The sequence below is a fragment of the Streptomyces sp. NPDC090032 genome, from assembly GCF_044748025.1.
Lineage (GTDB): Bacteria > Actinomycetota > Actinomycetes > Streptomycetales > Streptomycetaceae > Streptomyces.
The window spans coordinates 179,929-204,862 of the sequence record NZ_JBIVFF010000001.1 but is presented as its reverse complement, the minus strand read 5'-3'; the positions used below and the strand labels follow the sequence as shown (position 1 = coordinate 204,862).

The window sequence follows — 24,934 nt, the reverse complement described above, 5'->3', positions numbered from 1 at the left end:
CGAGAGGCCCTAGTCGGCCGACCCGGCGAAATGCTCCCGCACCAGCGCCTGCACCACCGTGAGGTCCTGGGCCTCCAGGGCCGCCAGGAGTGCCATGTGTTCCGCGGCGTCGGCCACCAGGTCGGCGCGCCGGGACAGCGGTCCTCCGCCGGGCAGGGGCCACTGCGAGCGGCGGTGCAGGTCGTCCGCGACCTGTACGAGCTGTTCGTTGCCGCCGAGGGCGAGCATCGCGCGGTGGAAGGCGCGGTCCGTCTCGGCGTAGTGCGCACGGTCGCCGCCGGCGGCCGCGACGGCCGTCGCGTCGGCGAGCGGCCGCAGCTCGGCCCAGCGGGCCACCGGCACCGTACGGGCGAGCCGCAGCACGACTGGCACCTCGATCAGCGCCCGCACCTCGGCCAGCTCGGCGAGCTCGCGGGCGCTGCGCTCGGTGACGCGGAAGCCGCGGTTCGGCACGACCTCGACGGCACCTTCGCGGGCCAGCTGCTGCATCGCCTCACGCACGGGCGTCGCCGAGACGCCGAGGCCGTCCCCGAGCGCGGGGGCGGAGTAGACCTCGCCGGGCACGAGGTCGCCGTCGACGAGGGCGGTGCGCAGCGCGTCGAGCACCTGCCCGCGCACGGAGGTCCGCTCGACGCGGGGGCGCGGCAGCGGGGTCTCGCTGTGGGTGTGCTCGCCCCGGGTCTGCTCGGGCACCTGGTGCCACTCGGCGGTGACGCGCTGCTCGGGAACGCCCGCGGGCAGCCCTGAGGCGGCGCTGTCGGCGCGCGTCCTGGCCTGCTCCACCCGGTCCTCCCCGGTCGTCGGTGTTCCGCATTCCCGATTCCGATTCCGCATTCCCGCGGTATTCGTCCAACGCAGAACGATAGGCGGCTGGGCCCGCAGTTCAAACCCCCGACCGTTCGGGTAAGGTAAGGCTTACCTGCAAACGATCGCGATTCGGTGGTCCCCTGCATGCCTTTTCCCGCATCGGCCCCCGTGGCCACCAGCGCGCTCACGCCCGCGTACACCCGGCTGACCGAGGTGTTCGCGGGCCTGCGGATCATGGAGCTCACCGAGACCGAGCAGCCCCCTCAGGGCAGCGGCTGGGTCGCCGCCGCGCGGCTCGCGGAGGGCGGACCCGCCCTCGACGCGTTCCTCGCCTGGGACAACGCGCAGGTACTCAAGGACTACGGGCAGCAGGCCCGCCCGGACGTCGTCGCCAGCTTCGGCCTGCACCGCTACGCCTGGCCCGCCTGCCTGCTGGTCACGGTGCCATGGTTCCTGGACCGCCGCGTCCCGCGCCTGCCCGTGACGAACGTCGCCTTCCAGCGCACCCTGGGCCGGATGGCCGTACGCGTCACCGACTTCGCCTGTCTGCCCGACGACCCGGCCGCCGCCCTGCCCGGCGCCCACGTGGTGCCGGACGAGGAGGCGCTGCGGGCCGAGGTGCGCGCGGCCGTCTCCGACCACCTGGGTCCGGTACTCACCGGATTCGGGCCGCGGATGCGGCGCGGCCCGCGCGCCCTGTGGGGCATGGCGACCGACGAGATCGTCGAGGGCCTCTGGTACATCGCCCATCTGCTCGGCGAGGAGCGCCGGGCGATGAGCGAGCTCGAACTGCTGCTGCCCGGCACGACGAAGCCGTACGTCGGCAAGGCCGCGTTCCGTGAACTCACGGGCCCCGAGGGGCAGTCGCTGCCGACGCGGGACCGCGCGAGCTGCTGCCTCTTCTACACGCTGCGCCCCGAGGACACCTGCGTGACGTGCCCCCGCACCTGCGACGCGGACCGCGTGGCGAGGCTGAGCGCAACCGCCTGAGCGCGCCGACGGCAACCCCCTCCCGCTGAACCACCCTTTCGAGTGACGTGATTCGAACTCAACTTCCCTAATCCCCAAGGGAGTTCGAGCGCACGTCCACTAAGTACGCCCCTTCGCACTCCAATGGCGTTCTCTTGTCCCGAAACTCCCTGCGGGCCGGTGGCCTTGAGCCAATATGGCGGCCGAAAAGCCCTACCGCGACGCAAGGGACCCCAGATGAGACTGACCGACATATCGCTGGACTGGCTGCTTCCCGGCGCCGTGCTGCTCCTGGGCCTGCTGGCGGCGGTGGCGGTCCTCGCGCGCAGCAAGCGCGCCGTGGAGAAGGCGGCCGCATCGTCCGACGACTCGTGGGAGCGCAGCGAGGAGCGCCGCAGGCGCAAGGAGGCCGTCTACGGCACCGCGTCCTACCTGCTGCTGTTCTGCTGCGCCGCCGTGGCCGCCGCGCTCTCCTTCCACGGGCTTGTCGGCTTCGGCCAGCAGAACCTGAACCTGTCCGGGGGCTGGGAGTACCTCGTCCCGTTCGGCCTCGACGGAGCGGCCATGTTCTGCTCCGTGCTCGCGGTGCGCGAGGCGAGCCACGGCGACGCGGCGCTCGGCTCCCGCATACTCGTGTGGACCTTCGCGGGCGCCGCCGCCTGGTTCAACTGGGTGCACGCGCCGCGCGGCATCAGCCACGCGGGCGCCCCGCACTTCTTCGCCGGCATGTCGCTGTCCGCCGCGGTCCTCTTCGACCGCGCGCTGAAGCAGACGCGCCGCGCGGCCCTGCGTGAACAGGGCCTGGTGCCAAGGCCGTTGCCGCAGATCAGGATCGTGCGGTGGCTGCGCGCGCCCCGCGAGACGTACGGCGCCTGGTCGCTGATGCTGCTCGAAGGCGTGCGCACCCTGGACGAGGCGGTCGACGAGGTGCGCGAGGACAAGCGCGAGAAGGAGCAGACCAGGCTGCGCAGGCGCGAGCACGAGAAGCTGGAGCGGGCCCAGCTCAAGGCGATCAGCCGGGGCCACCCCACGCTCGGCGGGCGCACAGCGCGCCAGGTGGAGGTACAGGCCGCCGTCTCCGCGGGGACCGGCGCGGGGCAGGGCGGCACGGAGCCCGCCATATCGGAGGACCCGCCGCCCTCACCACAGGAACAGCTCCCGCTGCGCGCGCGTCCCTCCCTGCAGGCCGTCAGGAGCGGCCCTGAAGCCGGCAAGCCCGTCACCGTCGACCTCACGGCGGAGGACGACACCCAGGCCCTGCCGCGGCTCGACTCACTGGAGCAGAAGCTCAAGGACCTCGAGCAGCAATTCGGTTAGGGCTCGGCTGTCGTCCCGGGAGAGACCGGCGGGGCGGGCGTGCCGTTACGGGCGGTGGCTCCGCGGTGTCACGCGGGGCCGCCGTCCAGTTCGAACCAGACCACCTTGCCCACACCCAGTGCCCGTACGCCCCAGGCGTCCGCGAGGGACTGCACCAGGACGAGGCCCCGGCCGTTCGTACCGTCGTCGGCGACCGGTACGCGCAGCTTCGGCCTGCGGCCCACGAAGTCCCTGACCTCCACCCGGAGCCGCTTCGGCCCGACGGTGGCCGTGAGGACGGCGTCATGGTCGGTGTGCAGCAGGGCGTTCGTCACCAGTTCGCTGGTGAGCAGTTCCGCGGTCTGAGACCTTTCCGGCGGGCCCCACTCGTCCAAGAGTTCGCGCAGTGCGCGCCTCGCCTCGGGCACCGCCCGCAGATCGGACCGTCCCAGCATGCGCCTGAGCTTCGCGCCGCCGCCCTTCGTGCCGTCTGTCGCCGCCCCGCCGCCCGGCGCTTCCTCCGTCGGGGAGCGTCCAGCCACCGTGGTGGGAACGCGCCCTCGTACCAGCCGTTTCATGACCCCCGCCCGCACGCCGATGACCTTGCCCCTTCTCCTGCGACCACGCTCGAACACGTACACGGGGATGCATGCCCCGCACGCATGTCCGCACTCCTGTGGATTCATCCACCAACGAACTCGTGGCCCGGCGGGCGCCGGCAGGCGCCCGGGGGGCAGGGCGACACGTACCGGCTACGGACGCGGCACGTTGCGCATGTTGGAGCGGGCCATCTGCACCATGCGGCCGACGCCGCCGTCCAGGACGATCTTGGAGGCGGAGAGCGCGAAGCCCGTCACCATGTCGGCGCTGATCCTCGGCGGGATCGACAGGGCGTTGGGGTCGGTGACGATGTCGACGAGCGCCGGGCCCTTGTGCTTGAAGGCGTCCTTGAGCGCCCCGGCGAGCTGCTTCGGCTTCTCCACGCGCACCCCGTAGGCGCCGCACGCACGCGCGACGGCCGCGAAGTCGGGGTTCTTGTTCGTCGTCCCGTACGACGGGAGCCCGGCCACGAGCATCTCCAGCTCGACCATCCCCAGGGACGAGTTGTTGAAGAGGACCACCTTCACCGGCAGGTCGTACTGGACGAGGGTCAGGAAGTCGCCCATCAGCATGGAGAACCCGCCGTCGCCCGACATCGAGACGACCTGGCGCTTGCGGTCGACGAACTGGGCGCCGATCGCCATCGGCAGCGCGTTCGCCATCGAGCCGTGCGAGAACGAACCGATGACACGACGGCGCCCGTTCGGCGAGATGTAGCGCGCCGCCCACACATTGCACATGCCCGTGTCGACCGTGAACACGGCGTCGTCGGCGGCGAGTTCGTCCAGTACGGAGGCCACGTACTCGGGGTGGATCGGGACGTGCTTCTCGACCTTCGTCGTGTACGCCTTGATGACGCCTTCGAGGGTGTCCGCGTGCTTCTTGAGCATCTTGTCGAGGAAGCGCCGGTTCGTCTTCTCCTGCACGCGCGGGGTCAGACAGCGCAGCGTCTCGCGTACGTCGCCCCACACCGCGAGGTCCAGCTTGGAGCGCCGGCCGAGGTGCTCCGGCCGCACGTCGACCTGGACGATCTTCACGTCCTTCTGCGGCAGGAACGCGTTGTACGGGAAGTCCGTGCCGAGCAGGATGAGCAGATCGCACTCGTGCGTCGCCTCGTACGCGGCGCCGTACCCGAGCAGCCCGCTCATCCCGACGTCGAACGGGTTGTCGTACTGGATCCATTCCTTGCCGCGCAGGGCGTGCCCGACCGGCGACTTGATCCTCTCGGCGAACTCCATGACCTCGGCGTGCGCGCCCGCGGTGCCGCTGCCGCAGAAGAGGGTGACCTTGGCGGCCTCGTCGATCATCTCGACGAGGCGGTCGATCTCGGTGTCGCCGGGCCGGATGGTCGGCCGCGACGTGACGATCGCCGTCGAGACCGACTTCTCGGGGGCGGGCCGGTCGGCGACGTCACCGGGCAGGGTGACGACGCTGACGCCCGACTGCCCGACCGCGTGCTGGATCGCCGTCTGCAGGACGCGCGGCATCTGCTGCGGATTGGAGATCATCTCGCTGTAGTGCGAGCACTCCTGGAAGAGCCGGTCGGGGTGGGTCTCCTGGAAGTAGCCGAGGCCGATCTCGCTCGACGGGATGTGCGAGGCGAGGGCGAGGACCGGGGCCATGGAGCGGTGGGCGTCGTAGAGCCCGTTGATGAGGTGCAGATTGCCGGGGCCGCAGGAGCCGGCGCAGGAGGTCAGCTTCCCGGTGATCTGCGCCTCCGCCCCGGCGGCGAAGGCGGCGGTCTCCTCGTGCCGCACGTGGATCCAGTCGATCGCGGAGTTGCGGCGGATCGCGTCGACGACCGGGTTCAGGCTGTCGCCGACGACGCCGTACATGCGCTTGACGCCCGCGCGGACGAGGATGTCGACGAACTGCTCGGCGACGTTCTGCTTGGCCATGACGTACGCGCCCCTTCATGAACCGGGTACTGAGGACCCTGCGGACTCTCCGGAGACTCCGAACGCTCCGGACACTCGCTTCCCATGAATTCACAGCGGGCGCGGTTACGCCTCCCAAACGGCGGCGGCGGTGCGGTCGTCCGCGTACCCCTTGACCCGTACCTGGGTGTCCACGAGGAAGGCGGTGAGGCCGGGCGGGCCGCTCCTGGTCCAGCGGCGCGTGAGGTGCCCGGACAGTTCCGGCTCGCCGCGCAGGGGCTCGGCGAGGCCCGCCGTGCACAGCAGGAGCGTGTCACCCGGGCGGGCGACGGAGGCCCGGAAGCGGAACGGGTCGCGGGGCCGCTCGGGCGCCGGCTCGTACGGGCTCGGGGGCGTGGTGATCCCGAGGTCCATGGTCAGCCGGTCGCCGTCGGAGGTCTCGGACGGTGGCGAACCGTAGCCGACGACGGGGGCCCCCGACACCTCGGAGACCTGCGGTTCGATGTCCTGCCACTCGCCGTCGCGCAGCCGGAACAGGCCACCCCCGCCGACGCCGAAGAACACGCGGGTGCGGCAGTCGGGGTCGGCGGGCAGCAGGAGGCAGCGCAGGCTCGCCGTGTACTCCTCCGGTTCGAGGCCCTGCTCGGCGGCGCTCGCCCGGAGTTTGCCGAGGCTGCGGTCGGTCAGGCGGTGCAGGCCCGACTTGAGGTCGCCCCGGTGGGCGGCACGGATGTCCTCGGCCAGCCGGGCGTGGCTGCGGCCGACGGCGCGGCCGATCCAGTCGCAGGCCTCGGCCGCCGCGCGGTGCGCTCGGGGTGTGGCGCGGGCGCCGGTGGCCATGGCGACCAGGACGAGGGCGCCGGGTCCCGTGCCGAAGCGGGCGGTGAGCAGGCAGTCGCGGCGGGGCTCGCCCCGGTACCGCGCGGAGTCGCCGCGTACGGACACCCCGCGCAGGGTGGAGGTCCCGTACGTGGCGCCGTCCAGGACGGTGTCGGCGACGAGGTCGTCGAGGGTGTCGGGGTCGGCGGGTGGGAGCGCGGTGGGTTCGGCGTCGTATGTGGGCGGGCCGTCGCCCACGTAAGGGATCACCGGGGGTGCGGGGCGAGCCTCGGGCTCATCGGCGACGGCCGCGTCCTGGCCGGGGACGGCGTCAGGGGCGGCGTCGGCCGGGGCGGGCGCCTCGGTGCCGGAGGGGCGGAGGCCGGGCGGGGCGGCGGGAGACGGTGGCGGCTGTGGTCCGGGCGGGAAGCTCCGGGGGCGTCCCGGAACGTCCGTCGGGGGCTCCCAGGGGGCGCCCGGCTCCGGGGGCGGCACCCTGCGCTGCTCCGGGACAGCGGGCGGCGGCTCAGGGACCGGCGCCTGCTCCTCCGCCCGTTCGGGGCCCGGCGGCGAGACCGTCCCCGATGCCGAGGCGAAGCGGTCGTCGAGGGTGTCCGGGGCCGGGGTCGGACCCGTGTCGTCGGTGGAGTCGTCGTACAACTCCCCCCACCAGTCGTCGCCTTGCCCGTGTCGGCCGGAGTGCCTCTCCCCCTGCTGGCTCATGCCCTTATTGTCCACCGCAGGGGCCGTACGAAAACGGGACACACGAAAACGACCAGAAATGGCCCCAAATGACCCGTCTTGAAGTCGAACCTTGAAGCGAATTCTGAAGCGACGCCTGAAGCGGAAAAGGTCCGCCGGACGACCCCACCCCCCACGGGAAGGACGCCCGGCGGACCGGCTCGTTCGGTGATCAGCGCACGTCGTAGGCGCGCGTCACCGTCTGCGTGACCGAGTTTCCCTTGGAGTCGGTCAGTTGCGCCTTCAGGGTGACCTGCTTGCCGGCGGCGCCCGCGTGGTTCACGGTCGCGCTCCACTTGCCGTCACGCTCACCGGTCGGCGCCTTCGTCCACGTGGTGCCGCCGTCGTAGGAGTACGACAGCTCGGCCGAGGTGATCTTGCCGGGCGTGTAGCCGGCGTGGCCGGTCGCGGTGAGCGTGATCCGCTGGCCGTCCGTGGCGGGCAGCGTCTTGAGGTCGTCCTGCGGAAGGGCGTAGTGCGGGAAGAGCAGCGGGATCCCCTGCGAGTAGACGTTCTCCTCGAGGTGCGAGCGGAACGACCAGGTCGTCGCCGTCTGCGTGGAGCGGTTCCAGGCGCCGAAACTCTGCTTGAACGTGTTGAGCGTCAGGTCGTACGACGAGTCGTCGGCCGGGACGTCGAACACACCGAACGGCCAGCCGTTCTCCCCGATGACCTCGCCGTCGCGCTTCAGCTCCATGCCGCCGAAATCTCCGAAGCTGCCCTGGACGCCCAGGTGTTCACTGTCGCCCCAGAAGCCGGGCGCGACGCCGATCAGGTTGCCCTGACGCTCGGCGGCGAGCGCCGGCTTGCCCGCCTCGTCGAGGGGCGTGGTGGGCGCGAGCACGCCGCCGTACCACTCCTCGGTGCGGTGCTCGCCCTTCTTGTAGGTGCGCACCGGGTCGATCATGAACTCGCCCCAGGGGAAGCTGCTGGAGACCTGGTGGCCGAAGCCGGTGGTGCCGGGCGAGTAGAGCTCCGTGCGCCGCGAGGGCGCCGCGACCGTCTCGAACTCGCCGAAGTAGGCCGAGAGTCCGCTGGGGCGCGTGACGCTGGGGATGTCCACGTAGTCGGTGGGCGTACCCATCGCCCGGTACGTCGCCTTGTTCTCGGCGAGGTCGCGGTCGTGGACGGTGTAGGTGCGCGCGCTCCGCACCGGGCCGCTCTCGGGGAAGGCCAGGTTGTAGAGGTACGGGCTCTTCGCCGTGCCCTTCCAGTGGAGGGTCACTTCGCCGGCGCCGATCCGGGTGAGCAGGTCGGCGGCCTCGTCGGACGGGATGCCGATGACGGGCAGGGGGCCGCCGACGAAGCCGACGGACGGATAGAAGCGGCCCGGGTTCGAGCGGTGGGCGAGGACGGCGGTGGCTCCGGCGTCCTTGGCCGCCTTGGCCACGGCCGCGGCCGCGCCGTCGTCGGGGAGCTGAACCAGAGCGATCTTGCCCTTGACCCCGGCCGCGGCGAGTTCGGCGGCCGTACCGGACTTGGCGTCGACGACCTGGGCCTTGCCGGAGCCGTCGAGGTTCGCGGAGTTCGTCGCCCCGGCCACCGCGTGCAGCGCGGGGCCGTCTTCGACGCCGAAGTCGGAGAGCAGCGGGGCCGCCGCGCGCCAGAGGCTGTCGAACTCGAAGGTGCCGTCGGTGGCCCGGCCCTCGACGTCGGCGTAGTAGCCGGCGACGGAGCGGCCGCCGGACGCGGTGCCCGCGTGCAGCCAGGTGTCGTCCCAGCTGCGGGCGAACCCGAGGGTGACGCCGCGCGACTCGGAGGCCCGGTCGGTCTTCACCGTGAGCCGGTTCGCCTTGCGCGCGTCGAGGACGACGGTGGTGTCCTTCTTGACCTCGAGCTGCGGACGGGCCAGGTAGGAAAGGGAGTTGAGGAGATCGCCCTCGGTGTCGGGCGTGCCGACGAATCCGGAGAGGAAGTAGCGGCCGGGACGCACCTGGTACGTCTGGTCGGTCGCGCCCTCGTTGAAGCGGCGCTCGCCGCTGGCGTCGTCGGTGCCGATCAGGTCGACGGACGACTGCCCGGCGGCGGGCTTGCCGGAGCGGTCGACGAGCTTGACGCGGAGGGTGACCGTCTCGGGCTGCACGTACAGCGAGAAGGGGGTGGAGACGCTGACCCCGTCGGCGGTGGCGAGGACGCGGCCGGTGACGTCGCCGTACTGGGCCGCCTTGAGCGAGGCCGTGGGGTCGAGCTTCAGAGGGACCTTGACAGTGGCGCCCGCGGGGACGGTGACCGTGTGCTCGCCGAGCTTCGCGACCGAGGAGCGGACCGCGGAGCCGTCGTTGCCGGTGACGCCCTCGACGTCCAGGCTCAACCGCACCGGCTTGTCAGTGGTGTTGGTGTACGGCACGTCGACGGTGGTGCGGTCGCTGCTGTCCTGCGGCCAGTTGAAGCTGCCGCCCTGGACGGCACTCGCGCCGAGCACCTTCTCGTCGATCGCGGCCTTCACGTCGAGGCGGCCGCCGCCGGTCTCGCGCACGTCGCCCGGGATGTCCGCGTCCGCGGAGGACACGAGGGCCGACTTGATCTGCTGGGCGCTCCAGTCGGGGTGGCGCTGCTTGACGATGGCGGCGGCGCCCGCGACGTGCGGGGTCGCCATCGACGTACCGCTCATGGACTGGTACGCGTAGACGCCCCGGCCGCCCGCGGCGGCGGCCGAGATGTCGACGCCGGGTGCGGTGATCTCGGGCTTGAGGGTGTGCGAGCCGTAGGCCGGGCCGCGGCTGGAGAAACTCGCGGTGGAGTCGTCGCGGTCGACGGCGCCGACGGTCAGGACGCTCGGGGCGCAGCCGGGCGAGGAGACGGTGTTGTTGCCGGGGCCGGTGTTGCCCGCCGCGATGACGAAGAGCGTGTTCTTCGAGGACTGCGCGAGTTCCTCGGTGGCGGTGGCCATCGGGTCGGTGCAGTCGGTCTGCGCGGGGTTGCCGAGACTCATGGAGACGACGTCGGCGCCCTGGTCGACGGCCCACTGCATGCCGGCGATGATCCACGAAGTGGCGCCGGAGCCGGAGTCGTTGAGGACCTTGCCGTTGAGGAGCGAAGTGCCGGGGGCGACGCCGCGCTTCTTGCCGTCGCTCGCCGCGCCGGTGCCGCCGACGGTGGACGTGGTGTGGGTGCCGTGGCCCTGGTGGTCGCCCGCGTCCTCGGAGTCGGTGAAGTTCTTCGACTCGGCGACACGCCCCTTGAGGTCGGGGTGGTCGGTGTCGACACCGGTGTCGAGGACGGCGACCTTGGTGCCCTTGCCGTCGTAACCCGCGGCCCACGCCTCGGGGGCGTGCACCTGCTTCGTCGACCGGTCGAGGGAGGCCTGCACCTTCTCGTCGAGCCAGAGTTTCTTGAGGGAACCGGCGGCGCGGGAGCGGGTGTTGGTGACGTCCGCCCAGAAGTCGGTGGCCTTCTTCTTGTCGGCCTTCAGCGCCACACCGTCGACGGGGTCGAGCACGAGGCCGCGCTCGGCGCCGCGCGGGGCGGCGGGCGCGCTGCGGGCGACGTCGACGGACTTGTCGTAGACCGCGATGAGCGGCAGCGACTTGCTGTGCGCGTCGTCGTAGCCCTGGCGGACGAGGCCCGTGACGTTGAAGAGCTCCTCGTCGACGCGGTCGTCGGCGATCGCCTTGACGGCGCCCGCGGGGTAGACGTAGAGGTCCTGGCCGGACGTCCGCGTCTGTACGAGCGGAGCAGTGCCGTCCTCGCCGGGGAGCGCGGTCGCCGCGCTGCGGCCCGAGCCGTCCTTGGTCACCAGGATCCGGTCGCCCGTGACGAGGGTGACGACGGAGCCCGCAGCCTCCTTCGCGGCCGCCTCACTGCCGACGAGCGGTCTCTTGGCGTCCCCCCGTGGTTCGGCCACGGTCGGCAGGGCCGCGGTGACGACCAGGACGACGGCGGTCGCCGTCACCGAGGCCGTACGCGATATCGCGCGCATCGCTCTCCCTCTCCCCAGGTGAAAGCGCAGGTGAATACGGCGCAAAGACCGTATTCCCGGCGAATGTTGGTGCTGCGGTGGCGCCACATTGGCAGAGAGAGCGACGGTGCGGGGAAGATGGGGCGCGGCGGGTTTGCGCCGTGGCTGTTTCCCGCCACGGCGCCGCCGCAACCGAGGCTCGGGGAGGGGCATCGCCGCATGCTGGGTGCGATAGGTCTGGACGAGATGCACGAGAGCGCGTACCGCGCGCTCGTGTCGCTGGGCGCGGCCGACGTGCCGGATCTCGCGGGGCGGCTCGCCCTGGCCGAGTACGAGACCGAGCACGCGCTGCGCCGGCTGGAGCGGCACGGGCTCGCGGCGCAGTCGTCCGCGCGGCCGGGGCGCTGGGTCGCGGCCCCGCCGGGCGTCGCGCTCGGCGCGCTCCTGACGCAGCAGCGGCACGAGCTGGAGAAGGCGGAGCTTGCGGCGGCGCTCCTCGCGGAGGAGTACCGGGCGCAGGCCGCGGAGCCGGCCGTGCACGACCTGGTCGAGGTGGTCACGGGCGCCGCGGCCGTCGCGCAGCGGTTCCTCCAGCTTCAGCTGGGCGCGACGGACGAGGTGTGCGCGCTGGTCACCGGCAATCCGGTCGCCGTCTCGGGGATGGACAACGAGGCGGAGGAGCAGGCCACCGGCCGGGGTGTCGCGTACCGGGTCGTGGTGGAGCGCGAGGTGCTTTCGATGCCGACGGGGCTGACGGAGCTGTCGGCCGCGATCGGGCGGGACGAGCAGGTACGGGTCGTGGACCGGGTGCCGACGAAGCTGGTGATCGCCGACGGGGCGCTCGCGATGGTGCCGCTGACCTCGCGCACGGCGGAGCCCGCGGCGCTCGTCGTGCACGCGAGCGGACTTCTGGAGTCGCTGTCCGGCCTGTTCGAGGCGGTCTGGCGGGACGCGCTGCCGCTGCGGCTCGGCGAGAGCGGCCGCGGGATCACCGAGCAGGAGCCGGACGGCCCGGACGGCACGGACCTGGAGATCCTCTCCCTTCTGCTGGCCGGACTCACGGACGCGAGCGTCGCCAAGCAGCTCGACCTGGGGCTTCGCACGGTCCAGCGGCGGGTGAAACGCCTGATGGAGCTGGCCGGCGTGACGACGCGCCTCCAACTGGGCTGGCATGCGTACGAGCGGGGCTGGGTGGCGCGGGACGTTCCGGCGAAGGCCCGCGGGGAGGACATCGCACAGGGCTGAGTTCCGTGGCCGGAAGCCGTCGGTGGCGGCTAGGGTCTCTCGTTCGGATCAGGCCAGACCCCGCGAGCCCGGCATGATCCAAACGAGAGACCCTAAGCGTGAACCTCTGCGATCTGCGGGTTCTGGCGTTGTCCGGCACTCTTGGCAGATGGGCGCGTGGGAACTCCTGCTGGTGGGAGTGGTGATGCTGCTCGGCCTGTGCGGGGTGCTCGTGCCGGGGGTGCCCGGGTCGTGGCTCGTGTGGGCCGGGGTCCTCGTGTGGTCTCTCCAGGACCCCGGCGGGCTGGCCTGGGGTGTTCTGGTCGGCGCCACCGCCGTCCTGCTCGCCGCCCAGGTCCTTCGCTGGCAGTTGCCGCCGCGCCGGCTGCGCGAGAGCGGGGCCACGCGGCGCACCGCGATTTGGGCGGGCGGCGGAGCACTCGTCGGTTTCTGCCTGATCCCGGTGATCGGATCGATCCCGGGGTTCATCGGAGGTGTCTACCTCTGCGAGCGGCTGCGCCTCGGCCGGCACGGCGACGCGGTCGCCTCGACCCGGACCGCGATGCGCGCCGGCGGCTCCAGCGTCCTGGCCGAACTCTTCGCCTGTCTGATCATCGTGGGCGCGTGGATCGGGGCCGTGATCTGGGGCTAGGCGTTCCGGTTCATGTACACGTACAGCATCTACGTAGCGCGAGTCACATCGGATCTCTCCCGGCATATTGACGGGCTCTCGTCACATCTCTAGCTTTCCGCGAGGGATAGCTCCGATGAATCGACGTCTGCTTCGACACGTGGAGGCCGCGCCATGCCAAGACCGTCCAGAAGGACCGTGCTCGCCACCGGATCCACCCTCGCCGGGGCCGCGCTCGCGGGCGGGCTGCCGGCGCAGGCCACCGCCGCCACCTCCGACACTCCCGCCGAGGCCACGGTCACCCCCGCGAGCGCCCCCTCCGAGGACGCCTGGCGCACCGTCCTCGACGACGCCGACCTCGTCTGGCAGAAGATGCCGACGACCTGGTACGAGGGCCCGTACCTGGGCAACGGCTTTCTCGGCTCGGGGATCTACCAGGAGCCCGGGAAGAACGCGATCCGCTTCAACGTCCAGCACTCCGAGGTCCAGGACCACCGCCCGGAGTTCGGCTCCCTGTTCGGTCTGGCGCGGCTGCCCATCGGCTACTTCACGCTCGAACCCGTCGGCACCGTCACCGGCCTCGACTGGCGCCTGCGCCTGCGTGACGCGGAGCTGACCGGCACCCTCACCACCGACAAGGGCACGCTCACCATCCGCGCCCAGGTCACCAACGCGCTCTCCGTCCTCGCCGTCGAGGTCACCCCGTCCGAGGGCGAGCGCGGCTTCGCGTGGGTCTTCCACCCGGCGGCGTCCATCAGCCCGCGCGCCGCGTTCCAGCCGATCCCGGCCGGCTACGTGGCCAATCCGCCCGCAGAGCACGGCGAGTACGACGGTGTCTCCGCCTCCGTCCAGCCGCTCCTGTCCGGCGGCCAGTACGTCACCGCCTGGCGCGAGCGCACCCGGGGCGAGCGGCGGACGCTGTACGTGAACGTGGCGCACTCCTTCCCGAAGTCCACCGCCCGCGACCGGGCCGTCCGGGCGGTGCGGGCCGCGTCCGGGCTTCCGTACGACGCCCTCGCCGTGACCCATCGCGCCTGGTGGCACGCCTACTACCGCAAGAGTTTCCTGTCCGTCCCCGACGCGCGCATCCAGCGCTTCTACTGGATCCAGCTCTACAAGACGGCGTCGGCCGCCCGCAGGGACGCCCCCGTGATGGCCACCAGCGGCCCCTGGCTGGAGCCGACTCCGTGGCCCGCGACCTGGTGGAACCTCAACGTGCAGCTGGAGCACTGGCTGATCCACGGCTCGAACCACCTCGAACTCGACGCCGTCACAAGGGCGTTGGGTGAGTTCCGGGACAACCTCACGGCCGAGGTGGCCGCTCCGTACCGCGCGGACTCGCTCGGCATCCCGCGCACCACGGACATACAGCTCGTCAACGGCGGCGCGACGAGCAACGCGCAGGGCTACGGCGTCGGCGTCCCCGGCCAGGACACCCCGACACCCGAGGTCGGCAACCTCACCTGGGCGCTGCACAACGTGTGGCTGAGCTATCGCCACACCATGGACGAGAAGATCCTGCGCGACGTCCTCTTCCCGCTGCTGCGCAAGGCGATCAACTATTACCTGCACTTCCTGGAGCCGGGAGCCGACGGCAAGCTGCACCTGCCCGCGACGTTCTCCCCGGAGTACGGCGGCAACACCCGCGACTGCAACTACGACCTGATGCTTCTGACATGGGGCTGCCGCACGCTTCTCGATTCGGCCGAACTCCTCCGCATCGACGACGAGTTGGCGCCACGCTGGCGCGAGGTCCTCGCCAGGCGCACCCCGTACCCCACCGACGCCAACGGGTTCATGATCGGCGCGGACATCCCCTTCGCGAAGTCCCACCGCCACTACTCGCACATGCTCGCCGTGTACCCGCTGTACGAGCTGACCGGCCGCACGCCCGACGAACTCGCCCTGATCGAGAAGTCGTTGGCACACTGGGTCGGCTTCGAAGGAGCCCTCCAGGGCTATACGTTCACGGGCGCGTCCTCGATGTCGGCGCTGCTGGGCAAGGGCGAGGACGCGCTGAAGTACCTGGGCCAGCTCATGTCCCGCTTCATCCAGGCCAACACCATGTACAAGGAGTCGGGCCCCGTCATCGAGACGCCGCTGTCGGCCGCCCAGTCCCTGCACGACATGGTGTGCCAGTCCTGGGGCGGCGTGGTCCGCGTCTTCCCCGCGCTGCCCGCCGCGTGGCAGGACCTCGCCGTCCACAACTTCCGTACGCAGGGCGCCTTTCTGCTGAGCGCGGTGCGCGAGGGCGGCACGACGCGCTGGGTGCGGCTCATGAGCGAGGCGGGCGCACCGTGCGTGGTGCGGCACGGCATCGCGGGCGCGGTCGACGTACGCGACGGGCGGGGCCGGCCACTCCCCTACGCGGACGCGGGCGACGGCGCGATGCGGATCACCCTGCGCAAGGGCGACACGGCGCTCGTCACGGCGAAGGGCGACCACCCCGACCTGAGCGTCGGTCCGGTCACACCGAACGCGCCCGCCGCGCGCTGGGGACTGCCCGCCTGACGTGACCCGTCGCCCATGGCCCGGTCCTGCCCGCTGCCGGGCAGGACCGGGCCATGCACTGCCTTCATAACGGGATCACAAATCCCTGTCCCACCCCTATGAGATACCGACCGGACGGTATTAACGTCCCCGACCAGCACGCGCTGGCGTGTGTCTCGACACCAGGGAGGCATGATGTCGGTTTCGTCACCGACGGACACGGCGCGGCGCACCAGCCCGCCGTTCCCCTCAGCACTGAACGGCCTCGGCAACAGACGGCTCGACCGCTACCCCGAAAGCGGCCCCCGGTACTGGTACTTGGGAATCGTCGTGCTCGCGACGATCGTTCTCTACTACCAGCTGTACATCCAGTACGCGGTGTCGACAGCCATCATCAGCCACTACCACATGACGTTCCTGTACTTCGTGTACATATCGGTGGCCGCCAACGCGGTGGGTGCCTTCTCGTCCCTGGTGGCCGGTCTCGCCGACCGGTGGGGCCGGGCGAACATCGTGGTCTACGGCCTGCTGGTGGTCGGCCTGCTCACCACGTTCGCCCTGCCCAACGCGCCGGGCAAGGCCAGCTATCTGGTCATCTACTCGGCCGTGGCGCTCGTCGAGGGCATGATCCTGGTCGCCACCCCGGCGCTCATCAGGGACTTCTCTCCGCAGCTCGGCCGGGCCTCGGCCATGGGCTACTGGACGATGGGGCCGATCATCGGAAGCCTCGTGGTCACCGCCGTCACCTCCCGCACCTTCAGCGGCGCGACCACCTGGCAGGACGAGATCCGCTTCTCGGGCATCAGCGGCCTCGTCGTGTTCGTCGTCGCGCTGTTCGGTCTGCGCGAGCTCGCCCCGGCGCTGCGTGACCAGATCATGGTGAGCCTGCGCGACCGGGCGCTGGTCGAGGCGCGGGCCAAGGGGATGGACACCGAGGCGGTGCTGCGCGGTCAGTGGCGGCAGATGCTCCGCCTCGACGTCATCGGCTCCGCCGTCGCCATCAGCGTCTACCTCCTGCTGTACTTCGCCGCCGTCGGCAACTTCGTGCTCTACTTCGCCACGAACTTCGGGTACACCCCGCAGCGCGCCAACGCCCTGCTGAACTGGTACTGGGGAGCGAACGCGGTCTCGCTGGTCCTGGCCGGCCTCTTCTCCGACCGCCTGCGCGTACGCAAGCCCTTCATGCTGCTCGGCGCGCTCGGGTCCATCGGCTTCACGCTGGCGTTCACCCTGCACGCCACCCAACCGCACACCGGCTACTACACGTTCGCGTTCATCGTGGCCGGGATCGGGGTGACCAGCGGTATCGCCTACTCGCCGTGGATGGCGAGCTTCACGGAGACGGTCGAGCGGCACAATCCGGCGGCCACCGCCACGGGTCTCGCCGTGTGGGGCTGGATCGTGCGGATCACGGTCGCCCTGTCCGCCGCCTTCGTGCCGCTCGTGGTCAGCACCGTGACCCCGCTGATCGAGCACGGCGCGGAGGTCGAGGCGGCATCGGTGCAGGCGGCTCCGGCCCTCGCCATCACGAAGGCCCACCCGAAGCTCTTCGCCGAACTCGGCTCCTACGCACCGGACAAGGTGCCCGCCCCGCTGCTCGCCCAGGCACAGAAGGAAGTGGGCGCCGAAGGGCTGAAGACCGTGCAGAAGGCGGCGCCGCAGCTGAAGATCCTGCGCGAGCACGGGCCCGAGGTGCAGCGGGCGAGCGCGGACAACGCGCACGCGTGGCAGACCTGGTGGTGGGTGTGTCTCGGCGGGCAGGTCCTGTTCCTGCCGTTCATTTTCGTGATGACGGGCAGGTGGCGGCCGCGCGACGCACGCCGCGACGTCGAGGAGCACGAGGCACTGGTGGCCCGGCAGGTGGCCGAACTGAAGGAGAGCACCGCATGACCGCCCCGACCCAGCTGCACGCACTCGGCGCGCTCGAACAGGCCGCCGCCGTCCGCAAGGGCGAGGTCGGCCCGGTGGAACTCGTACGGCATCACCTGGACCGGGTGGAGCGCTACGACGAGCGGTTCGGCGCCTTCGTGACCGTGACGCCCGACGCCGCCCTGGTCGAGGCGGCGGCCGCGCAGCAGCGGCGCGCGGACGGGGAGCTGCCACCGCTGTTCGGCGTACCGACGGCGGTCAAGGACCTGGTCGACACGGCCGGTGTGCGCACCACGTACGGGTCCAAGGCCTTCGCCGGCCATGCGCCGGAGGCCGATGCCTACAGCGTGACCCGGCTGCGTGAGGCCGGCACGATCAGCCTCGGCAAGACCAACACCCCTGAGTTCGGCTGCTGCTGCTACACCGACAACGATCTGGCGGGTCCGGCCCGCAATCCGTGGGACCCGGCCCTGTCCGCCGGGGGATCCAGCGGCGGCGCCGCGGTGGCCGTGGCGCTGGGCCTCGTGCCGGTCGCCCACGCCAGCGACGGGGGTGGCTCCATCCGGATCCCGGCGAGCGTCTGCGGCCTGTTCGGCATCAAGCCGTCGCGGGGCCGGGTCAGCTCGGGTCCCGGCGGGATCGAGGTCAACGGCCTTGCCGTACAAGGTCCGTTGGCGCGCAGCGTGCGCGATGCGGCGGCGCTGCTCGACGCGCTGGCGGGGCCCGAGCAGGGCGACCCGCACTGGGCGCCGCCGCTCCCGCCGGGCGAGACGTTCCTCTCCCACGCCGAGCGCTCCCCCGGGCGGCTGCGCATCGGCCGGTACGCGCGGCCCGCCGCCGAGGACGTGACGGTGGACCCCGCGTGTCTGGCCGCCTGGGAGCACGCCTCGCGACTCCTGGAGGATCTCGGGCACGTCGTGGAGGACATCCCGACGCCGTTCGGTCCCGAGATCAGCGGCCACTTCGTGACGGCGTGGGGGGTGCAGTCGCTCGGACACGCCCTCGACCCCGAGGCCGAGGAGCTGCTGCGGCCGGTGACCCGGGCCTGGCGCGAGTTCGGGCGAGGTGTCAGCGGCGAGCAGCTCGCGGCGGCGATCACCGGGATGCAGCGCGCCGCACGGCGTGCGGTACGGGCGACGTCCGGCTACGACGTCGTGCTCACCCCGACGCTGGCGACGCTGCCGCAGCCGGTCGAGTTCTTCGACGAGTCCGGCGACCCGCTCGACAACCTCCGCCGGCAGAGCGCGTTCAGCGCGTTCACCAGCCCGTACAACATGACGGGCCAGCCGGCGGTCAACGTCCCCCTGTACTGGACGCCGGAGGGCGGTATCCCCGTGGGTGTCTCCCTGGTGGGCCGCCCAGCCGACGAGGCGACGCTGATCGCCCTGAGCGCACAGCTGGAGGAGGCGCACCCCTGGCACGACAGGTACACGCGTCTCCTCGCCCAGCCCTAGGGACGCATCGGGTCCTGGCCTCCGTCAGGCATCGGGCAACGGCCCTAGGACCGGGGCCCGATGCCTGACGGAGGCGATCGTGCTTGGCTGAGGCATGACCGAATTCAGCGAGGCCGAGCTCACGTATCTGAAGTCCCAGCGCCTGGGACGGCTGGCCACCGTCGACCCGAAGGGCCAGCCGCAGGCGAACCCGGTGGGGTTCTTCCCGCAGGACGACGGCACGATTCTGGTCGGCGGATACACGCTCGGGAGAACGAAGAAGTGGCGCAACCTCCAAGCGAACCCGAAGGTCGCGCTCGTCGTCGACGACATCGTGAGCCTCAAGCCGTGGAAGGTGCGGGGCGTCGACATCCGGGGCGAGGCGGAACTCCTCACCGGCCCGCACCAGCTGGGCGCGCACTTCAGCGAGGAACTCATCCGCATCCACCCGCGCAAGATCCACAGCTGGGGGCTCGACGACTAGACGACTAGTGGTCCTGGAGGACGCCCTCCAGGGACAGCAGATGCTGCTTGCGGTCCAGGCCGCCCGCGTAGCCGGTGAGGGAGCCGTCCGCGCCGATCACGCGGTGGCAGGGGCGGACGATGAGGAGCGGGTTGGCCCCGATCGCGCCGCCGATCGCGCGGACCGCCGCGCGCGAGGCGCCGATCGTCGCCGCGACGCCGCCGTACGTGGTGGTCGCGCCGTACGGCACGGCGTCGAGCGCCGCCCACACCTTCTCGCGGAACTCGGTGCCCTCCGTGCTGAACTCCAGCTGGAATTCCTTGAGTTCACCTCCGAAGTAGGCGGCGAGCTGCTGCTCGACGTCGGCGAAGCGCTCGGCTGCGCGCCGCCACCCGGGCTGCACCGTGCGTCCGCCCTTCTGCCCGGGCACGGACAGGGAGGTGAGGGCGCCCGACTCGTCGCCGGTGAGGAGGAGTTCACCGACGGGGCTGTCGAGCACGGTGTAGTAGACGGTCATGACTGCTGCTCCAACTGTCGCTGTGTCCAGAGGTGTTGCTGCGCGTACGTGCGCCAGGGGCGCCAGGTGTCCGGTACGGGTTCCTGCTCCGGCTCTTCGGGGAGGGCCACGTCCGGGTCGGCCAGGGACCGCATGCGGATGAGGCCGGCGGTGCGTGCGCCGACGCCGGGCAGGGCGCGCAGGGCGGCCTCGGCGTCGTCACGGTCGGCGCCCGGGTCCAGACACAGGGCGCCGTCGGCGAGGGCCGTGGCGAGCGCGCCGACGGGCCCCGGCTCACCGGCCAGGTCGTCGGGCGACGGGAAGACATGGGTGAGGGCGCCGCAGGGCGCGTCGACGGCCTTCGCGTAGCGCTCGACGAGCCGCGCCGCCTCCGCCCGCCCGGCGAGGAGCCGTACGGCCAGCTCGTCGGGGTCGGCGGCGCCCGGCGCGCGCAGGCCGGGCCGTGCGGTGACGAGCGGCGCGAGGCGCGGGTCGGCGCCGAGGCGCTCGTCGATCGCGTACGGGTCGCTGTCCAGGTCGAACAGGCGCCGCAGACGTCCCACGGCCGTCGTCAGATCACGCAGGTCGGTGAGGTGGATGCGGGCGTCGAGCCAGCCGCCGTGGTGCGCGGCGCGGCTCGCGGGCGTGGACCTGGTGCGCTCGTCGACGGAGACGACGCCGGTGCCGTACGGCAGGCGCAGGGTGCGGCGGTAGATGCGGGCGCCCGGGGTGCCGGTCATCTCCTCGACGCCGTCGAGTGCCTCGCGGGCGAGGGTGTCGAAGAGGGGGCGGGCCTGGTAGGGGCCGCGATGGGCGAGGCGCAGGGGGATGCCGGCCGCCGTGGCGGTGGCGCGGCCGGCGGGGGCCTCGGCGCGTAGCTCCGTGGGCGTACGGGCGTAGACCGCGCGGATGGTGTCGTTGAACTGGCGCACGCTCGCGAAGCCCGCGGCGAACGCGATCTCCGTGATCGGCAGGCCGGTGGTCTGGAGCAGGACGCGCGCGGTGTGGGCGCGCTGGGCGCGGGCCAGGGCGACGGGTCCGGCGCCCAGCTCGGTGGTGAGCTGGCGCTGCACCTGGCGGGCGCTGTAGCCGAGGCGCACGGCGAGCCCGGCGACGCCCTCGCGGTCGACGACGCCGTCGCCGATCATGCGCATGGCGCGGCCCACCACGTCGGCGCGTACGTTCCAGTCGGCCGAGCCCGGCACGGCGTCGGGGCGGCAGCGCCGGCAGGCGCGGAACCCGGAGCCCTGCGCCGCCGCGGCGGTGGCGTAGTAGCGGACGTTCTTTCGCTTGGGGGTGACCGCGGGGCAGCTGGGGCGGCAGTAGATGCCCGTCGTCTCGACGGCGAAGAAGAACTCCCCGTCGAAGCGCGCGTCACGGCTGCGCACCGCTTCGTACCGCGTGTCCTCATCGATCATCACGCCCTCCAGTGTGCGCCTGCGCTCCGCGTGGGGCTGGCGGAAATCGGACGCGGTCCTGCCGAGGAGGGTTCGTTGCCGTGTGTGGGCTCGTCGCGGTTGCTCGCGCCCCGCGGCGGAGCCGCTGACCGGCACGGCCCCGCGCCCCTGGGGGGCGCGGGTCTGCGTGCCTCTTACGTGAAGCGCCCCCGCTTGGCCTCCATCGCGGCGCGGCCCTCCGCGCCGCGCATCTTCCAGACGCGCCGCATCTCGCCCCGCAGGCGGGCGTCGGTGCGGGCGGCGAGCCGCTGGTTCTCGCGCAGCAGCTTGCGGTAGCTGTCGAGGCGGCGCGGCGGCAGCGTCCCGTCGTCGAGCGCGGCCAGCACGGCACATCCCGGCTCGGCTTCGTGGGCGCAGTCGTGGAACCTGCACCCCTCGGCCAGCGCCTCGATCTCCGAGAAGACCTGCCCGACGCCGGCCTCCGCGTCGAAGAGCCCGACGCCGCGCAGCCCGGGGGTGTCGATCAGGACACCGCCCGTCGGCAGGACCAGCAGGTTCCGGGTGGTCGTGGTGTGCCGGCCCTTGCCGTCCACGTCGCGTACGGCGTGCACGTCCATGACGTCGGCGCCGAGCAGCGCGTTCGCGAGCGTCGACTTGCCCGCTCCGGACTGGCCGAGCAGCACGGACGTCCCGTCGAGGAGCGCGCCGAGCACGTCGATGCCGAGGCCCTGTTCGGCGCTGACCGCGAGAACCTGTACGCCGGGTGCCGCCGTCTCCACGTCGGAGACGAGGTGCGCGGTCGTCGCGGCGTCCGGCACGAGGTCGGCCTTGGTGAGGACGACGACGGGCTGGGCGCCGGACTCCCACGCCAGGGCGAGGAACCGCTCGATGCGGCCGAGGTCGAGCTCCGCGGCGAGCGACACTGCGATCACGGCGTGGTCGACGTTGGCCGCGAGGATCTGGCCCTCCGACCGCTTCGACGAGGTCGACCGCACGAAGGACGTGCGCCGCGGCAGATAGGTGCGGACGTAGCGGGGATCGCCGCCGTCCGGGTCGACGACCGCCCAGTCACCGGTGCAGATGACACGCAGGGGGTCGTGCGGGGTGACGAACTCCGTGTCGGCGCGCACGGGTCCTTCGGGGGTGACGAGGTCGCACTGACCGCGGTCGACGCGGACGACGCGGCCGGGCACGAAGCCCTGCGCGGCGTACGGGGCGAACGCGGCGGCCCAGTCATCGTCCCAGCCGTAGTCGGCGAGGGGATGCCGGGAAGTCTCCGTGGAGAAAGGGGAGTTCAAGGGGTAACCCTTCACAAGGGTGGCCCCGGCGCGCGCTCATGGGCGCGAGAAGTGGTGGGTCAGCCGGAGGCCACGGAGGTGGGATGAACGGGCTTCTGGACGCGGGCGGCGCCCTGCGTGACGGCATTCATCGAAGTCCACCTCCTGGCTTCTCGTGTGTACGCGCACCACTGTGTGGCGGGCGTCGCCGAGCGTACGGGACGGGGCTGTCCACACGCCAAGCATTTATCGGGCCAAGGACCGATCGCGCGCGGAAGTCGCCGTGGGCTGCGCTTCCCGCGGATATTTACCGACCAGTAAGGTTGCCGGCGTCAGGCTCCAGATCTCCCCAGGAGGCCCCGTGCCCCGATCACCTGCCGCCCCCGACACCGATACCGGCGCCCGCTCCGATACCGGTTCCCGCCCCCGCTCCTCGTCCACGCGCAAGTCCCTCGCGCTCGCCGGGCTGCTCGCCGGGGCCGGTGTGACGCACTTCGTCGCCCCGAAGTCCTTCGACGCCACGGTGCCCCGTGTGCTGCCGGGTTCCGCGCGCGCGTGGACGTACGCGAGCGGCGCCGTCGAGCTCGCGCTCGCGGCCGGGATCGCCCTGCCGTGGACGCGCCGCAGGGCCGCCCGGGCCACGGCCGCGTTCTTCGTGGGCGTCTTCCCCGCCAATGTGCAGATGGCGGTCGACTGGCGCGACAAGCCCGCGCCGCTGAGGACCGCGGCCCTCGTGCGGCTTCCCCTTCAGGTGCCGCTCGTCCTGTGGGCGCGCGGTGTGGCCAAGGCCCAGGAGGCCGGATCATGAGCAAGCGCGTCGAAGTGGGCGACACCGTCGAGGACTTCACCCTGCCGGACGAGAGCGGCACCCCGACGCGGCTGTCCGAGCTGCTGGGCGAGGGGCCCGTCGTCCTGTTCTTCTACCCGGCCGCCCTGTCCCCCGGGTGCACGTCCGAGGCCTGTCACTTCCGGGATCTCGCGGCCGAGTTCGCGGCCGCCGGCGCGCGGCCCGTGGGTATCAGCGGCGATCCGGTCGAGCGCCAGGCGGAGTTCGCCGGGAAGCACACGCTCGGCTTTCCGCTGCTCTCGGACGCGGAGGGCGGGGTCCGCGAGCGGTTCGGGGTCGCGCGCGGCTTCTCGATCGCGCCGACCAAACGGGCCACGTTCGTGGTCGGCCAGGACCGCGTCGTCCTCGAAGTGGTCCGCAGCGAGTTCCGCATGAGCGCCCACGCCGACCGCGCGCTCGCGGTGCTGCGCGAGCGGGCGGCCTGACGACGGCCGGACCGGGCGGGCGTGCGGCAGGCACCGCGCCGCCCGGTACTCGCGGCTAGCCCGCCGGGACGGTCTCCGGCGCGAGGCTGTCCATGAACGAGCTGACGGAGAACACGGCGCGGCCGGCGCCCGCGGGGCCGTAGCCGGGAGGCGAGGAGAGGCCGAACTCCTCCATCGTGGAGCGGTAGGCCTCCAGGAGCCTGATGTGGTACTCCAGCGGCGCGCCCTGCGGGTTGGCCTTGCCGAGCGGGGTCGTCGGCTCGGGGCACCAGGTGGTGAAGCGGGGCGTGATGCCGTGCGACATGAAGAAGCGCAGGCCCTCGGTGGTGGAGGCGATGGCCTCGTCGACCGTCGTGAAGCCGGACGGGGCGGCCATCTCGACGCCCGCCACGAAGTTCGGGATGACGTTGCGCGCGCCGAAGACGTCCGCCGAGTCGAGGATGCGCTTGTGCCACTCGTCGCGGCCGACGTAGCGCTCCTTGCCGGGGCAGTACAGCTCGAACAGGCGGCGGTCCCACACCTCGTAGTTGGGGTGGTAGATCTGCACGCCGTAGTCCTTGAAGCGCTGCACGTCGTCCTTGGGCAGCGCCTGGGCGACGACCTTGCCGATCCAGCGGCCGGGGAAGTGCTCCTCGATGGCCTTGGCGTACAGGCCGTAGAAGTCGGCCTCGTCGCGGCCCTGGAGCTTGGAGGTGATCGCGCCGCCGGTGAGCGTGTAGGCGGTGGAGGCCTTCGCGGTGTCGTACTGGTCGATGATCGAGAGCGCTTCGAGCACCTCGTCGACGTCCTTGACTCCCGTGTACGGCCGTCCGGCCGCCTTGTGCTGGCGCCAGTTGTGGTTGATGTCGCAGTACTGGCACTCCTCCTTGGCGCCGAAATACTGGCAGACGCGGAAGACGGTCAGGTAGATCAGGTAGCCCCACTGGATGGTGGGGGCCACCTCCATGACCGACTTCCCGTTGGAGAGCTTGTGCCGGTAGTACTCCGGCATCGGCGGGACCCCGACGTCCGAGATCCGCTTCCCGTCGAGGTAGAGGCCGAGCACCCCGCCGTCGTCGGCCGCGACGCGGTAGGGCGACGACGGGTTCACGCGGACCGAGACGACCGTGCGGCGCAGGTCGTACGGGCCGCCGGTGAGGATGATCTCCTCCGGCGGGCGGCGCAGCGCGGCCTCGCCGAGTTCGGGGAGCGTGCCGTGGTCGAAGGAGAAGATGAAGTAGGACTTCGGCTTGACGTCACCGGACTCGTTGTCGCTGAGCGCGGACTTGTCGAACGCCACGCCGCCGCGCAGCAGGTCTTCCTTGAACACCGCTTCCCGCGGCACGTGCGGGAAGCGCTCCATCAGGTCCTCGACCAGCGCCGTACGGCTCTGCAT

At 71.9% G+C, this 24,934-nt stretch carries 19 protein-coding genes; 10 read left to right on the top strand and 9 right to left on the bottom strand.

Features of this window, described 5'->3' with window-relative positions; all coding sequences use genetic code 11:
• Window positions 1-9: 9 nt before the first annotated feature.
• Complete coding sequence (locus ACIPWY_RS00825; protein WP_393700118.1) at window positions 10-783, bottom strand: GntR family transcriptional regulator; 774 nt, start codon at window positions 781-783, stop codon at window positions 10-12.
• 168 nt (window positions 784-951) lie between these two features.
• Here ACIPWY_RS00825 and ACIPWY_RS00820 point away from each other — a divergent pair, with 168 nt between their 5' ends.
• Together ACIPWY_RS00820 and ACIPWY_RS00815 are read left to right on the top strand one after the other, a co-directional pair.
• On the top strand, window positions 952-1,797 hold the full coding sequence (locus tag ACIPWY_RS00820) for a (2Fe-2S)-binding protein (RefSeq protein ID WP_362898979.1): 846 nt from the start codon (window positions 952-954) through the stop codon (window positions 1,795-1,797).
• Window positions 1,798-2,013: 216 nt separating this feature from the next.
• Entirely contained in the window at window positions 2,014-3,093 is a 1,080-nt protein-coding gene (locus ACIPWY_RS00815) for a DUF2637 domain-containing protein (RefSeq protein WP_393700121.1), read from the top strand.
• A gap of 68 nt (window positions 3,094-3,161) precedes the next feature.
• Here the strand turns inward: ACIPWY_RS00815 and ACIPWY_RS00810 are convergent, their stop codons facing one another.
• From ACIPWY_RS00810 to ACIPWY_RS00795, 4 genes are all read right to left on the bottom strand, one after another.
• Window positions 3,162-3,527, bottom strand: coding sequence for an ATP-binding protein (locus tag ACIPWY_RS00810; protein ID WP_362898982.1), 366 nt, complete (start codon window positions 3,525-3,527; stop codon window positions 3,162-3,164).
• A gap of 297 nt (window positions 3,528-3,824) precedes the next feature.
• The gene (locus ACIPWY_RS00805; RefSeq protein ID WP_401531987.1) at window positions 3,825-5,570 is read right to left on the bottom strand and encodes a pyruvate dehydrogenase; all 1,746 of its coding nucleotides are present in this window, start codon (window positions 5,568-5,570) and stop codon (window positions 3,825-3,827) included.
• 105 nt (window positions 5,571-5,675) lie between these two features.
• Window positions 5,676-7,091 carry a protein phosphatase 2C domain-containing protein gene (locus ACIPWY_RS00800; RefSeq protein ID WP_401531986.1) on the bottom strand — a complete coding sequence of 472 codons (1,416 nt, stop codon included), beginning with the start codon at window positions 7,089-7,091 and terminating at the stop codon, window positions 5,676-5,678.
• A gap of 190 nt (window positions 7,092-7,281) precedes the next feature.
• Window positions 7,282-11,028 carry a S8 family peptidase gene (locus ACIPWY_RS00795; RefSeq protein ID WP_401531985.1) on the bottom strand — a complete coding sequence of 1,249 codons (3,747 nt, stop codon included), beginning with the start codon at window positions 11,026-11,028 and terminating at the stop codon, window positions 7,282-7,284.
• 198 nt (window positions 11,029-11,226) lie between these two features.
• On the opposite strand from ACIPWY_RS00795, the gene ACIPWY_RS00790 reads away from it, so the two are divergent.
• From ACIPWY_RS00790 to ACIPWY_RS00765, 6 genes are all read left to right on the top strand, one after another.
• Window positions 11,227-12,252, top strand: a complete 1,026-nt coding sequence (locus tag ACIPWY_RS00790; RefSeq protein WP_362898989.1) for a winged helix-turn-helix transcriptional regulator — start codon at window positions 11,227-11,229, stop codon at window positions 12,250-12,252.
• A gap of 148 nt (window positions 12,253-12,400) precedes the next feature.
• Complete coding sequence (locus ACIPWY_RS00785; protein ID WP_362898990.1) at window positions 12,401-12,883, top strand: DUF456 domain-containing protein; 483 nt, start codon at window positions 12,401-12,403, stop codon at window positions 12,881-12,883.
• Window positions 12,884-13,036: 153 nt separating this feature from the next.
• The gene (locus ACIPWY_RS00780) at window positions 13,037-15,373 is read left to right on the top strand and encodes a glycosyl hydrolase family 95 catalytic domain-containing protein (protein ID WP_393700129.1); all 2,337 of its coding nucleotides are present in this window, start codon (window positions 13,037-13,039) and stop codon (window positions 15,371-15,373) included.
• 174 nt (window positions 15,374-15,547) lie between these two features.
• Window positions 15,548-17,242 carry an MFS transporter gene (locus ACIPWY_RS00775; RefSeq protein ID WP_401531984.1) on the top strand — a complete coding sequence of 565 codons (1,695 nt, stop codon included), beginning with the start codon at window positions 15,548-15,550 and terminating at the stop codon, window positions 17,240-17,242.
• Window positions 17,239-18,675 (top strand): amidase, encoded by a 1,437-nt coding sequence (locus ACIPWY_RS00770; protein WP_393700133.1) that lies wholly within the window; start codon window positions 17,239-17,241, stop codon window positions 18,673-18,675. Before ACIPWY_RS00775 ends, ACIPWY_RS00770 begins: the two co-directional genes overlap by 4 nt.
• Before the next feature lie 94 nt (window positions 18,676-18,769).
• Window positions 18,770-19,138 carry a PPOX class F420-dependent oxidoreductase gene (locus ACIPWY_RS00765; RefSeq protein WP_362898998.1) on the top strand — a complete coding sequence of 123 codons (369 nt, stop codon included), beginning with the start codon at window positions 18,770-18,772 and terminating at the stop codon, window positions 19,136-19,138.
• Between the two features lie 4 nt (window positions 19,139-19,142).
• Here the strand turns inward: ACIPWY_RS00765 and ACIPWY_RS00760 are convergent, their stop codons facing one another.
• The 3 genes from ACIPWY_RS00760 to rsgA form a co-directional block, all read right to left on the bottom strand.
• Window positions 19,143-19,634 (bottom strand): methylated-DNA--[protein]-cysteine S-methyltransferase, encoded by a 492-nt coding sequence (locus tag ACIPWY_RS00760; RefSeq protein ID WP_393700135.1) that lies wholly within the window; start codon window positions 19,632-19,634, stop codon window positions 19,143-19,145.
• A complete protein-coding gene (locus tag ACIPWY_RS00755) occupies window positions 19,631-21,031 on the bottom strand; it encodes a DNA-3-methyladenine glycosylase 2 family protein (protein WP_401532159.1) in 1,401 nt (466 codons plus the stop codon). Before ACIPWY_RS00755 ends, ACIPWY_RS00760 begins: the two co-directional genes overlap by 4 nt.
• Before the next feature lie 173 nt (window positions 21,032-21,204).
• Entirely contained in the window at window positions 21,205-22,308 is a 1,104-nt protein-coding gene (rsgA, locus tag ACIPWY_RS00750) for a ribosome small subunit-dependent GTPase A (RefSeq protein ID WP_389549407.1), read from the bottom strand.
• Window positions 22,309-22,753: 445 nt separating this feature from the next.
• Here rsgA and ACIPWY_RS00745 point away from each other — a divergent pair, with 445 nt between their 5' ends.
• Both ACIPWY_RS00745 and ACIPWY_RS00740 read left to right on the top strand, forming a co-directional pair.
• Window positions 22,754-23,095, top strand: a complete 342-nt coding sequence (locus ACIPWY_RS00745) for a hypothetical protein (protein ID WP_362899279.1) — start codon at window positions 22,754-22,756, stop codon at window positions 23,093-23,095.
• Window positions 23,092-23,559, top strand: a complete 468-nt coding sequence (locus ACIPWY_RS00740) for a peroxiredoxin (RefSeq protein ID WP_362899004.1) — start codon at window positions 23,092-23,094, stop codon at window positions 23,557-23,559. The genes ACIPWY_RS00745 and ACIPWY_RS00740 overlap by 4 nt, the downstream gene beginning before the upstream one ends.
• 55 nt (window positions 23,560-23,614) lie before the next feature.
• Here ACIPWY_RS00740 and ACIPWY_RS00735 read toward each other — a convergent pair whose 3' ends face one another.
• Window positions 23,615-24,934 (bottom strand): radical SAM protein, encoded by a 1,320-nt coding sequence (locus ACIPWY_RS00735; protein WP_362899006.1) that lies wholly within the window; start codon window positions 24,932-24,934, stop codon window positions 23,615-23,617.